12 protein-coding genes are annotated in these 12343 nt (G+C 33.0%); 8 read left to right on the top strand and 4 right to left on the bottom strand.

What is annotated here, in order from left to right; genetic code table 11:
• Positions 1-213: 213 nt before the first annotated feature.
• A complete protein-coding gene (locus tag ABD715_RS08680) occupies positions 214-855 on the bottom strand; it encodes a ribonuclease H1 domain-containing protein (RefSeq protein ID WP_344787773.1) in 642 nt (213 codons plus the stop codon).
• Positions 856-905: 50 nt separating this feature from the next.
• Positions 906-1472 (bottom strand): phosphoribosylglycinamide formyltransferase, encoded by a 567-nt coding sequence (gene purN / locus ABD715_RS08675; protein WP_344787772.1) that lies wholly within the window; start codon positions 1470-1472, stop codon positions 906-908.
• 186 nt (positions 1473-1658) lie between these two features.
• On the opposite strand from purN, the gene ABD715_RS08670 reads away from it, so the two are divergent.
• The 5 genes from ABD715_RS08670 to pyk all read left to right on the top strand — a co-directional run bounded on the left by ABD715_RS08670 (position 1659) and on the right by pyk (position 6054).
• Positions 1659-1892, top strand: coding sequence for an acyl carrier protein (locus ABD715_RS08670; RefSeq protein WP_008269813.1), 234 nt, complete (start codon positions 1659-1661; stop codon positions 1890-1892).
• Positions 1893-1914: 22 nt separating this feature from the next.
• A complete protein-coding gene (fabF, locus tag ABD715_RS08665; RefSeq protein ID WP_344787771.1) occupies positions 1915-3165 on the top strand; it encodes a beta-ketoacyl-ACP synthase II in 1251 nt (416 codons plus the stop codon).
• A gap of 98 nt (positions 3166-3263) precedes the next feature.
• Positions 3264-4004, top strand: a complete 741-nt coding sequence (gene rnc / locus ABD715_RS08660) for a ribonuclease III (RefSeq protein WP_344787770.1) — start codon at positions 3264-3266, stop codon at positions 4002-4004.
• Between the two features lie 119 nt (positions 4005-4123).
• Entirely contained in the window at positions 4124-4609 is a 486-nt protein-coding gene (locus ABD715_RS08655) for an IPExxxVDY family protein (RefSeq protein ID WP_344787769.1), read from the top strand.
• Positions 4609-6054 carry a pyruvate kinase gene (gene pyk, locus ABD715_RS08650; protein ID WP_344787768.1) on the top strand — a complete coding sequence of 482 codons (1446 nt, stop codon included), beginning with the start codon at positions 4609-4611 and terminating at the stop codon, positions 6052-6054. The genes ABD715_RS08655 and pyk overlap by 1 nt, the downstream gene beginning before the upstream one ends.
• 137 nt (positions 6055-6191) lie before the next feature.
• On the opposite strand, the gene dinB is transcribed toward pyk, so the two are convergent.
• Positions 6192-7289: a DNA polymerase IV gene (gene dinB / locus ABD715_RS08645; RefSeq protein ID WP_344787767.1), complete on the bottom strand. Its 1098-nt coding sequence runs from the start codon at positions 7287-7289 to the stop codon at positions 6192-6194.
• Between the two features lie 84 nt (positions 7290-7373).
• On the opposite strand from dinB, the gene ABD715_RS08640 reads away from it, so the two are divergent.
• From ABD715_RS08640 to ABD715_RS08630, 3 genes are read left to right on the top strand one after another with little or no spacing between them, the layout of a single operon-like run.
• Positions 7374-7844, top strand: a complete 471-nt coding sequence (locus ABD715_RS08640) for a CYTH domain-containing protein (protein ID WP_344787765.1) — start codon at positions 7374-7376, stop codon at positions 7842-7844.
• An 11-nt stretch (positions 7845-7855) separates the two neighbouring features.
• Entirely contained in the window at positions 7856-8413 is a 558-nt protein-coding gene (locus ABD715_RS08635) for a YciI family protein (protein WP_344787764.1), read from the top strand.
• Entirely contained in the window at positions 8413-9285 is an 873-nt protein-coding gene (locus ABD715_RS08630) for an endonuclease/exonuclease/phosphatase family protein (RefSeq protein ID WP_344787763.1), read from the top strand. The genes ABD715_RS08635 and ABD715_RS08630 overlap by 1 nt, the downstream gene beginning before the upstream one ends.
• A gap of 81 nt (positions 9286-9366) precedes the next feature.
• Here ABD715_RS08630 and ABD715_RS08625 read toward each other — a convergent pair whose 3' ends face one another.
• Positions 9367-12342, bottom strand: a complete 2976-nt coding sequence (locus ABD715_RS08625) for a PQQ-dependent sugar dehydrogenase (protein WP_344787761.1) — start codon at positions 12340-12342, stop codon at positions 9367-9369.
• Position 12343: the final 1 nt, after the last annotated feature.

Below are 12343 nucleotides of genomic sequence, written 5' to 3'. Positions count from 1 at the left end.
TTTTTTAGACGTTAAAACGATATTCTTATTAAAGATGATTATGCATTTTTTTGCCTAAAAATATTAAAAGCGTTTTTTTATGTGACTTTTTAAAAAAGGATGTGTCTTAATTAATGAATTGCTACTATTTTAAAATTAAACATACTGAGGGGTATTAGTAAAAATAGTAAAACAAAACAGGCGTTTTTAAGACGCCTGTTTTTATTTTAAAGTTTATTTTCTACCAAAATCTGCAGGTATTTCTCCCCAAGCTTTAGTTTCCCATTTTACAATTACGGTACTGTATGTGTTATTTTTTAACCAATCTAGCGCTCTGTCTACTAAATCAAAAACAGGTTTGTTTTTTGCACTTCGGGTTAACTTGGTATTACAGGTTTTTTTTCTAACCCAACTCATGGCTATTTTCGAATCTGTGTAGAGTATGCGGTTGCTGTTATTTTTTTTAAGAATAGCTAAACCATGTACAAGGGCAAGAAATTCTCCTATATTATTGGTGCCTTGTTCAAAAGGACCTTGAATAAAAAGTTGTTGTTTTGTTTTAGTATCGACACCTCGATACTCCATGATGCCAGGGTTGCCACTAGAGGCAGCATCAACAGATATGGAGTTGTAGTTTGGTAATCCTATTTTTTTTAATTGCTCGGCAGATAATTCGCTTTTAATTGGTTTATTTTTTCCAATATAATCAAAATAATTGCCTTCTAAAGCTTGTTTTGCTGCTTCTAGGGAGGCAAACGATTTGTATTGAGCGCCTTGGTAATCTTTAATTTGTTTTTTGCAAGCGTTCCAGGTTTCAAAAACACCAGTTTTGTGTCCTTGCCAAACAGTATAGTATTTCTTTTTCTTTTTTGTCATGCTTTGTATTTCTACGAAAGTAGAAACCTATTCAATTTAAGATCTCAATTTTACTCAGATAACAATTTATTAACTACATCAGGAAAATGTTTCATTTCTAAATCATGAATTTTAGAAGCAACATCGTTTGCAGTATCCGTATTAATAACATTGCATTTTGCTTGAAATATAATAGCACCTTCATCGTAATTTTCGTTTACATAATGAATGGTTATGCCCGTTTCTGTTTCTTTGTTAGCAACAACAGCCTCGTGTACATGCATACCGTACATGCCTTTGCCTCCAAATTTAGGTAAGAGTGCAGGATGTATATTGATAACCTTATTAGGAAATGCATGTAATATATTATCTGGGAATTTCCATAAAAAACCAGCCAAAACAATAAGGTCTGGTTTAGCAGCTTTTACAATATTTAAGACGTCTTCTGTCTCTGTAAAGGCTATTTTATTAAAAGAAAGTGCGCTAATCTTAAGCTTTTTTGCTCTTTCTAGCACTTTGGCATAAGGATTGTTAGTTAATACTTGAATAACAGACGCATTTTCTCTGTTGTGAAAAAACTTGATTAAATTTTCAGCATTTGTTCCTCCACCGGACGCAAAAATTACTATACGTTTCATTTTACAGACAATAATGTTAATTTTATTCGAACAAAAAAAAGAATAATTATTAACAATTAGAAGCGATTATAGAAATACTTCAAAGTAATTTTATTAAATTACCAACACATTTTTATGGTAAAGGTGTGTTTTAAAAATAAAGTTTTTTATTTTTGCCAACTAATTAAAACTTAAAATTAAAAGATTATGTCAGACATTGCATCAAGAGTAAAAGCGATTATCGTAGACAAGTTAGGAGTAGATGAGAACGAAGTTGTAACAGAAGCTAGCTTCACAAACGATTTAGGAGCAGACTCTTTAGACACTGTAGAATTAATAATGGAGTTCGAAAAAGAATTCGATATTCAAATACCAGACGATCAAGCTGAAAATATTGCTACAGTTGGTCAAGCTATCTCTTATATAGAAGAAGCTAAATAAGAAGTAAATTAAGCATAATTTTATGGAATTAAAGCGAGTTGTAGTCACAGGATTAGGGGCTTTAACACCTATTGGCAACACCAAAGACGAATATTGGGAAGGTCTAATTAGTGGTAAGAGTGGTGCTGCGCCTATAACATATTATGACACTGAGTTGTTCAAAACAAAATTCGCATGCGAATTAAAGAACTTTGTAGCTACCGATTTTTTTGATAGAAAAGAGGCACGAAAAATGGATAAATTTGCACAGTACGCTGTAGTGGCTGCAGATGAGGCTATTGAAGATGCTAAACTAAATCTAGATGAGGTAAATAAGTTACGCGTAGGTGTTATATGGGGAGCAGGAATTGGTGGTTTAGAAACCTTCCAGCAAGAAGTTTTAAACTTTGCAGGAGGTAACGGGACACCAAGATTTAACCCTTTCTTTATTCCTAAAATGATTGCCGATATTGCGCCTGCAAATATTTCCATCAAGCATGGATTTATGGGGCCAAATTACACAACAGTTTCTGCATGTGCTTCATCTGCAAATGCTATGTTCGATGCCTTAAACATGATACGTTTAGGACATTGCGATGTAGTTGTTTCTGGAGGAAGTGAAGCTGCAGTTACTATTGCTGGTATGGGTGGTTTTAATGCTATGCATGCTTTGTCTACTAGAAACGAAAGTCCAGAAACAGCTTCGCGTCCATTTGATGGTACACGAGATGGTTTTGTACTTGGAGAAGGTGCAGGAGCACTTATTCTAGAAGAATATGAGCACGCAAAAGCAAGAGGTGCTAAAATTTATTGTGAAGTTGCAGGTGGAGGTTTATCTTCTGACGCATACCACATGACAGCGCCTCATCCAGATGGTATTGGAGTTATTGCTGTAATGAAAAATTGTTTAGAAAACGCAGGACTTAAACCAGAAGACGTAGATCATATTAATACACATGGTACGTCTACACCTTTAGGTGATGTGGCTGAGCTTAAGGCAATTACTGAGGTGTTTGGAGATCACGCCAAAAACATAAATATTAATTCAACAAAATCAATGACAGGGCACTTACTAGGAGCTGCTGGAGCTATAGAAGCCATTTCGGCTATTTTAGCAATGGAGCATGGTATTGTACCTCCAACAATTAACCACACAACGGTTGATGAAAACATTGATCCAGAATTAAATTTAACACTTAACACTGCGCAAAAGCGTGAGGTTAATGTGGCTATGAGTAACACATTTGGATTTGGTGGGCATAATGCTTGTATCGTATTCAAAAAAATAGATTAATCTCGAATTAAATAAACCATAACGATAAATTAAATTTTACAGTAAAATGAAACATGGTTTATTACATCTGAATATTAAATAAAATTATTAATTCTTAGATGAACTATATTCGAAAAATATTAAACTCCCGTTCTCAGCGCAACGGGAGTTTTTTTATGGAATTAAACCAAATTCTAGGTTTTAATCCAAAACAATTAAAATTCTATAAAAAAGCATTTACTCACCGCTCAATGAATATTAAAGACAGCCAGGGTAATGCTATTAATTACGAACGACTAGAGTTTTTGGGCGATGCCATGCTAAGCTCGGTTGTTGCATCTCATTTGTATTTAGAAGTACCAGGTGGAGACGAAGGCTACTTAACTAAAATGCGATCTAAAATTGTAAGTAGAGAGCATTTAAATGAGTTGGGTAGAGAGTTAAACCTAATTAAGTTAGTAGAAAGTAAAATTCCGCCAGGGCAATTTGGCGATAATATTCATGGTAATTTATTTGAAGCATTAGTAGGTGCTATATTTCTAGACGGAGGCTATAAGCAATGTGAAAAATTTATATATAAGCGCATTATAATACCTTATGTAGATATAGAAAAACTTGAAGGTAAGGTTATAAGTTATAAGAGTTTGCTAATAGAATGGTGCCAAAAAGAGAAAAAAACTTTTGCTTACAATGTATACGAAGATACAGGTAACGACGACGTAAGGCATTTTTCTGTAAAGCTATCTATAGATAATAAAATTGTGGCAAAAGCAAGGGCTACATCTAAGAAAAAGGCTGAAGAAAAGGCATCTAAGCGTGCTTTTTTTGCGTTTCAAAAAAGTATATCTAAAATGCTTTAAAGTCTACTTTTTTACTAGAGAATAACTACAACGTTTGAGTTGTATTTAACGTTAAGATTAGACAAAATATATCTCTACTAAATATTTAATATATTATATTTACGTCGATAATATAAGTTATGGCTGTACACAAACTTATTCTAGACAATGTATTTGATGAAGTAAATTATACTTTAATAGCTATACATTGTACGCTCGAAGATTATAGATTAGCTTATCTTTTAAATAAAAATTTAGGCATCAGTTTTAAGCGAAAAATGTGCGATTTAGACCTTAATAGCGGGAAATCGTCGTTTTCAATTTTCGATTGGGAAGACGAAAAGCAGCTATTAACTTGGAGTTTAGTTTCTAATATATGTGTAAAAGAAATTTATGAAGTTGCTCAATATCAATCGTTATTTAATACAGAATATAAGGTAACCAAAACATTTAATTTGGTGCCCGAAAAAAAACGGGTTAATTATTTTTTGAAGATTGAAAACGAATTAAGCGAAAACAAAGAAAAGTATATTATTAATAGTATACTAAATATACCCCAAATAGCAACAGCCTATAGTATTGACACAAGTCAATTAAAATCAAAGGACAATTTAATTTTTAGCTAATGCCAATAAGAAAGAAGACCAAAATAGTAGCGACGTTAGGACCTGCATCTAGTACAAAAGAAGTTTTAAAAGGAATGCTTGACGAAGGCGTAAACGTTTTTAGAATTAATTTTTCTCATGCCGATTACAGTGATGTTACAGAGCGTATAAATATGATACGCGAACTTAACGACGAGTATGGGTATAATGCAGCCATTTTAGGAGATTTACAAGGGCCAAAACTTAGAGTTGGCGTGATGAAAGAAGAGGTAATTGTAAACCCTGGAGACGAAATAATTTTTGCAACTGGAGAGCGTTTTGAAGGAACAAAGGAGCGTGTTTATATGACGTATAAAACGTTTCCGCAAGATGCTAAACCAGGAGAGCGTATACTTTTAGATGATGGTAAATTAATTTTTGAAGTCGTTTCTTCAAACCTTAAAGACGAAGTGGTTGCTAAAGTTATACAAGGCGGACCATTAAAATCTAAAAAAGGTGTAAACTTACCAAACACTAATATATCTCAACCTGCATTAACAAAAAAGGATATTGAAGATGCTATTTTTGCTATTGGCCAGAGAGTAGATTGGATTGCATTATCATTTGTGCGTCATGCTGAAGATTTAATGCAATTAAGAGATTTAATAAAAGAACACAGCGAATATAAAATTCCTATTATAGCTAAAATCGAAAAACCAGAAGCGGTAGAAAATATCGATAAAATTGTATCGCAATGCGATGGTTTAATGGTTGCTCGTGGCGATTTAGGTGTAGAAGTTCCAGCAGAAGAGGTTCCGTTAATTCAAAAGCAATTGGTGTTACGTGCTAAAAAAGCTAGAATACCAGTTATTATTGCTACGCAAATGATGGAAACTATGATAGATAGTTTAACACCAACAAGAGCAGAGGTAAACGATGTAGCCAACTCTGTAATGGATGGTGCAGATGCTGTAATGTTATCTGGCGAAACATCTGTTGGTAAATATCCAGTACAAGTTATTAAGCAAATGTCAGACATTTTAAAAAGTGTAGAAGACTCAGATTTAATAAAGGTGCCACAATTACCTCCGCATATTAGAACTAACCGTTACATAACAAAATCTATTTGTTATCATGCAGCAAATATGGCTAACGAAATTAATGCAAAAGGTATTTCGACATTAACAAATAGTGGATATACAGCATTTCAAATTTCGGCTTGGAGACCGTCTTGTCACATTTTAGTATTTACATCTAACAAAAAAATATTAACTCGTTTAAGTTTACTTTGGGGTGTAAAAGCATTTTACTACGATAAGTTTGTAAGTACAGACGAGACTATAGAAGATGTAAACGCTATGGCATGTCAAAAAGGATATTTAGAAGCGGGAGACATGTTAATTAGTTTAGCAGCCATGCCAATTCAAGAAAAAGGAATGGTAAATACGTTGCGTGTAACAGAAATAAAAACATGTAATTTAAGTTAAGCCTTACTTACCTATTACGCTTAAATTATTATCTTGAGCTTAGTTTTAAGATCACTTTATATAAATAAAAATGCTGCCATTTGGCAGCATTTTTATTTAAAATAGTTTTAATTAAATGTATTATAATTGCTAAAGACCTAAAATTTAAAGCTAAGTTGAACGCTTACACTTTTTTGTTCTGGTTTTTTCTTAGTTTCTGTATTTAAATTAGACAAAGAAATGCCTAGTAAACGTACCGAGTTACTCAAGCGTTCTTGATACAATAAATCTTTAGCGGTTTCTAGAATAATACTTTTGTCACTTAAAAAATAAGGCAAAGTTTTGCTTCGTGTTTGCAAAGTAAAATCGCTGTATTTTATCTTTAAAGTTACTGTTTTCCCTGCTACTTTGCTTTTGTTTAATCGGCGAGAAACTTCTTCTGCAATATGCTCTAATTTTTCGAGCATAAAAATTTCGCTCGATAAGTTTTCTCTAAATGTACGCTCTGCTGCTAAACTTTTTCTAATTCTATTTGGTTTTACTTCGCTGTTATGTATACCTCTTACAATGTAATAATAGTAACGACCAGATTTTCCAAAATTTTTATCTAAATATTCAATAGATTTTTCTTTTAAGTCTTTACCCGTAAAAATACCTTTTTGGTACATTTTTTCTGCAGTAACTTTACCTACACCATAAAATTTTCTAATATCTAAAGCTTCAAGAAATTCGATAACCTCTCCCGGATTTACAATTTTTTGCCCATTAGGTTTGTTATAATCACTTGCTATTTTGGCAACAAATTTGTTAATAGAGATACCTGCAGAGGCTGTTAATCCAATTTCGTTAAAAATACGATCTCTTATCTCTTTAGCAATTAAAGAGGCGCTAGGGTTCCCTTTCTTATTTTCTGTAACATCTAAATAGGCTTCGTCTAGCGAAAGTGGTTCAACCAAATCTGTGTAATCATAAAATATATCTCTAATTTTTTTAGAAATTTCTTTATAACGATTAAAACGTGGTTTAACAAAAATAAGATCTGGGCAAAGTTTTACTGCTAAATTTCCAGACATGGCACTTTTTACTCCAAATTTTCTAGCTTCGTAACTTGCTGCACTAATTACACCGCGTTTTTCGCCACCTCCAACAGCAATGGCTTTACCTTTTAAATCTGGATTATCCATTTGCTCTACAGAGGCGTAAAACGCATCCATATCGATATGAATAATTTTTCTAATTGGTAAATCGTTAGACATAGTGTAAATTTAGACATTAAATAGCTTATTTTTAATAAAAGATTTATTTGAAACGTGTTTTATTATAAATTAGATAAAAGATAAATGGTAGAAATAGAACGTAAATTTTTAGTTAAATCTGAAGGTTTTAAAACAGATGCTTTTAAGCATACCGAAATTATTCAGGGGTTTTTAAATACACATAAAGAGCGTACTGTTAGAGTACGTGTAAAAGGGGAAAAAGGTTTTTTAACAGTAAAAGGAAAATCTACAAGCAATGGTTTATCACGTTTTGAATGGGAAAAAGAAATTAAGATAGAAGAGGCTAAAGCCTTATTGCAATTATGCGAAAAAGGCGTTATAGAAAAGATACGGTACGAGGTAAAAGTAGGACAACATATTTTTGAAATTGATGAGTTTTTTGGAGATAATAAGGGGTTGATAGTTGCCGAAGTAGAATTAAATAATGAAAACGAAACGTTTGTAAAACCTAGTTGGTTGGGCCAAGAAGTTACCGGGCAAATAAAGTATTATAATTCTTTGCTAAGCAAAGCGCCTTATAATACTTGGAATTAAATACTTTTATTATGAAAAATTATGTTTTTTTTGTGTTCTTAATTTTAATGAATTTTGCTTGTAAAGAGGATGCTAAACCTGTTAAGATTGATAAGACTACTATTGAATCATCTGCTAAGGTTATTAAAAAAGAGATAGATACATTGGTTGTTAAACAAGACGAAAATGTTACAGTTAAAAAATCTGCTAAAGCAATAATAAGCGATCTTAAAGCTAAAGGATATAGTACTTTCCATTATGTGGATAAGAGAACTAAAGACACTATTATTATGCAACAATATTTTATGGCTTTTTTAAAAAAAGGACCTATTCGTGGTCAAAACGAAGAAGAAGCTACGGATTTGCAAAAGGAGCACTTAGCGCATTTAGGTAAAATGTACGAATTAGGGTATGCAGATATTTCTGGACCTTTTGGTGACGATGGCAATATTAGAGGTGTTACAATCTATAATGTACCGAGTTTGAAAATGGCAGATAGTTTAGCAAATTCTGACCCTATGGTAAAGGCAGGTCGATTGGTAATAGAAATTCACCCATGGTGGGCAGCAAAAGGTTTCTCGTTACGCTAATGATAAAAATAATTAAGGCGCTTTATTTATTTGCAAATATTTTAATTATTGCAGCATTACTCACATTACATTTTTTTGTAAAAGAGTATAATCATTATATATCTATATATTTTTATTTATTTCCGTTACCAGTTATTATTGCTATAGTATTGGTATTGTCTATTTTTCTTGGAAAACTAAAAAAATATAATTTAATGCTAGCTGCTTTGCTTTGTTTGGTCTGGTTAAGTAGAAGCTTTAGAATTAGTTTTGATTCTGAAATAAAAGAAACAGATTTGGAAGTTGTGTTTTGGAACGCTTCAAGAGAAAATAGTTTTGAGGATGTTTTTCTAGATCTTGAAAAAATACCAGACGTTATGGTTTTAACCGAAACAAAGGGTAATAACTTTAATGATTTACATAAAAAATACCCAGATTATTATTTTTACAAATCGAAGAAAGAATTGCAAATTTTTTCTAAAACTCCAATGCAAATTATAAAAGAAGGAAGTTCTAATCACAACTCTACAGTTGTTCATTTTAAAACATCTGGAGTCCATTTTTTTGCTGTAGATATGATGGGTAGCTATGATGTACCAAAATCATGGGAGTTTAATTTTGCAAATCCAGAAATAAATAAAACAACAAATGCTATTGTTTTAGGCGATTTTAATGTGCCCTTAGAGTCTTTTTTTCTTAGGCGATTTAAGCAAGACTTTAATCATGCTTTTTTAAAAAAGGGAAATGGTTTTGTAGAAACTTGGCCTAATAATATACCGCTACTTTCTCTAGACCATATTTGGGTGTCTAAAGATTTAGAAATATTAAAAACCGAAAAAATAAATACATTAAAATCAGACCATAGTATGTTACGAGCTTTTATAAAGCAGTAACACAATTAAAATAATTACAAAAAAAAGCCTAGAACATTTATACTGTTTTAGGCTTTTTTTGTAAATTTTAATTAATAACTATTATAGTTTTATTAGCTTTTTAGTACCTAATATACCTTTATCATTTTTAAATTTAATAAAGTAAACACCTTTGTTTAAGTTATTTAAGTTTTCAACTGTTGTGTAAGTGTTTATTATGTTTTTTTGAGTTATAACTCGACCTTGTATGTCATAAAGCTCAGCTTTAAGTCCTTTTATGTTGTAATTAGGTGGTAGTTGTATTGTTAATGCATCTTTTACAGGGTTAGGGTATACTTTAAATTCTGAAACAGAATATTTAGAAAGTGATAAAGGCTCTCCAGTTATATTTACCATATAGTCTTCATACTCACCACCGTTGTTATTATCAAACGCCATTTCAATAGAGTTTTCAGGGGTGTAGTATGTTCTAGAAGCAATTCGCATGCGTGTGTTTCCTAATGTAACTAGTGTTTCACTAGGGACTGTAAAAGAGCCTTGCGCTACAACACCATGATCAAATAAATCATTGCCAGCAGTTGTACCCCAGACGCGCTCATTGTTATCTAGAAAATCTCCATCTTGATTGTAGTCAATCCAAACAGAATGTCCCGTGGTTTTGTTCCATTCGTGTGTATTTACTAGTGTAATATCAATATTAAAATTATCGCCAGCTTTTAAATCAGGGATGGTTTCTCCTGTAGTATGATCAGAATATCCATTTATATCATCATTTTCATCAGACGAATTATTTAAAATTTCAATATTACTACTGTTTTTTAATTTTAGATTACTAATGTAGAAATTATCAGGATAATAAGAAACTGTTGGTTTTGTGTAAGTAATATTAGTAGTCATAAACGTATCTAAAGCTGTATAGCTAGATTGAAACGTACCGCAGTCGCTTCGTAATTGATACTCGTATGTTGTAGAAGTGTTTAGCCCAGCAAGTGTTAAGCTATTAGCGTTTGTTGTTTCGGTTAACCAAGTAAAGTTTCCTGTTTCTCTATATCTAACTTCAAAACTAACATCGTCTATATTGTCCCAAACTAAGTAAGATGTTGTTGCTCCTGGTGTTACAGCGATGTTCGATGGAGTGTCTAGGGTATTTACCATAACGTCTTGTGTAGTTGTGTCAGAGTTTGTTCCATCATCAAAAGACCAAGTAATCGTTCCGCTTTCTCCAGGGTTATAAGTAACCTGATCTGTTGTGGTTGCTGTAACTTCTATACAGGCATTATTAAGTAATGTTGGTGCAGTAACTGTAATAGGGCAATTGCTCACAATAGCATCTAAAGTAGGGGCAGTAAAAGGATTAGGGTTTGCATTTGCTTGTATAGTAACTGTAGAGTTGCATCTGCTTTCGTTACCATTATTATCTGTAACGGTTAGCCAAACGGTTTGCGTACCAATGTGTGTACAGTTAAAAGTATCTTGGTCTATAACTATATTGTTTATTCCTGCGGTTCCTCCGGTAGAGCCATTATCAATATCTTCTGCTAAAATAGTTGCGTTGCCATCTGCATCTAAGGTTACGGTAATATCTTGACAATTTGCAACTGGCGGATTGGTAACTTGCGCCCCTACATATTCTATTTTAACAATTGTTCCTCCGTTTTCTATTGATACACCACTTCCAGACGATGGACCAGAAGTACCACCACTGTTATCTGTAACCGCATAAATGGTAAGTCCGTCAGGAGATATAGCTATGTCTCTATACCTATCGTTAGATGAATGAAATTCTTCATATCCATCAATGGTACTTTCGTCATCGTCTCCAACAATATCATTGCCTTTAGGAGTTAACTTTGCGCGGTATATCGTTCCTTTTTTTAAGGTTGAAACTAATAAAGATCTTCCCCAACCAGGTATATTATTTGCCTCATGAATATCTATACTAGAGGGTGCTACAGAAGGCCATGAAAACCAACCTCCAGGCGGATCGGTGTCTACTGTACCTCCATAAGTACCTATTGGAGGTGCAAAGTTACTAGGTACATCTGCTAGTGTAGGGTAAGATTGGTATTCTGTTTTTGTATCTGCACCGCTTGGGCAATTGTGGTCGCTAAAATTATTAGCATCACAAGCACCGCCTAAAGAAGACCAATTACAATATGTATAAGCTAAATTATCATAATAACCAGCAATTTCTGGCCAACCGTAATTTTTACCAGAACTAACAATATTTATTTCGTCGTCAACTTTTGCTCCGTGTTCAGAGTTGTATAAAGTACCATCTTGTCCAAAAATAATGCCTTGGGCATTTCTATGCCCGTAGGAGAAAACATGGCTTTGTACATTATTAAGTACTGGATTGTCTGATGGAATAGAACCATCTAGGTTTAAGCGTAATGTTTTTCCTGGGTAGTTGCTGTAATCTGTGGGAGATGTTGGCAATACCTGAGACAATATAGGATTACAAGAATAGGTAAATTGATTGGCTCCTTGGTCTCCTATAGTGTAGTATAGCTTTAAATCTGGACCTATAATTAATCGTCCAGAATTATGGTCTTCACTACCAGGTAAACCTTCTATTATGGTGCCATTTGCGTCAAGAGATGTGTCTTCTTCTAATATATTTTGAGCGTGATTATATAATAATCTAACAATCCTTAATTGAAGTCCTGCTCCATCATTATAAGTATACGCAGCATAAACATAATTATTTGCTGTGTTTAAATTATTAAACAAATCTGGATGAATAGCCATGCCCATTAATCCGCCTTGTTTAGAGTTTTCTATTTTAGCGCTTAAATCTATTAACGTTTCTATATCTCCTGTGTTTTGAGTTCCAGCTGTACTTACTCGTATTATTTTTTCTCCTACACGTTCGGTAATCCATAACTTATTGTCAGGGCCATAAGTAATTTCCCAAGGAAAGTTTAGAGCTTGGTCTGGAGTTAAATTTGTTGTTGTCCAATCCGATCCGTGTGTTGTAGAAGAGGATAGCGGTTGCATTGGAGATGTTTGTGCTTCAGAAAAATAAAAACATAAACAGGCTGTTACTGCTAATAGTAGTTTTTTAGTAATAGTCATG

It is taken from the genome of Postechiella marina (assembly GCF_039538365.1).
GTDB lineage: Bacteria > Bacteroidota > Bacteroidia > Flavobacteriales > Flavobacteriaceae > Postechiella > Postechiella marina.
The sequence above is the reverse complement of the archived record's forward strand: the minus strand, read 5'-3'. Positions and strand labels throughout refer to the sequence as shown.

Coding starts and splice junctions, on each gene's coding strand:
- purN (WP_344787772.1), bottom strand. CDS start 1,472: ATGAAACGTATAGTAATTTTTGCGTCCGGTGGAGGAACAAATGCTGAA.
- fabF (WP_344787771.1), top strand. CDS start 1,915: ATGGAATTAAAGCGAGTTGTAGTCACAGGATTAGGGGCTTTAACACCT.
- ABD715_RS08655 (WP_344787769.1), top strand. CDS start 4,124: ATGGCTGTACACAAACTTATTCTAGACAATGTATTTGATGAAGTAAAT.
- ABD715_RS08630 (WP_344787763.1), top strand. CDS start 8,413: ATGATAAAAATAATTAAGGCGCTTTATTTATTTGCAAATATTTTAATT.
- pyk (WP_344787768.1), top strand. CDS start 4,609: ATGCCAATAAGAAAGAAGACCAAAATAGTAGCGACGTTAGGACCTGCA.
- rnc (WP_344787770.1), top strand. CDS start 3,264: ATGAACTATATTCGAAAAATATTAAACTCCCGTTCTCAGCGCAACGGG.
- ABD715_RS08640 (WP_344787765.1), top strand. CDS start 7,374: ATGGTAGAAATAGAACGTAAATTTTTAGTTAAATCTGAAGGTTTTAAA.
- ABD715_RS08635 (WP_344787764.1), top strand. CDS start 7,856: ATGAAAAATTATGTTTTTTTTGTGTTCTTAATTTTAATGAATTTTGCT.
- ABD715_RS08625 (WP_344787761.1), bottom strand. CDS start 12,342: ATGACTATTACTAAAAAACTACTATTAGCAGTAACAGCCTGTTTATGT.
- ABD715_RS08680 (WP_344787773.1), bottom strand. CDS start 855: ATGACAAAAAAGAAAAAGAAATACTATACTGTTTGGCAAGGACACAAA.
- ABD715_RS08670 (WP_008269813.1), top strand. CDS start 1,659: ATGTCAGACATTGCATCAAGAGTAAAAGCGATTATCGTAGACAAGTTA.
- dinB (WP_344787767.1), bottom strand. CDS start 7,289: ATGTCTAACGATTTACCAATTAGAAAAATTATTCATATCGATATGGAT.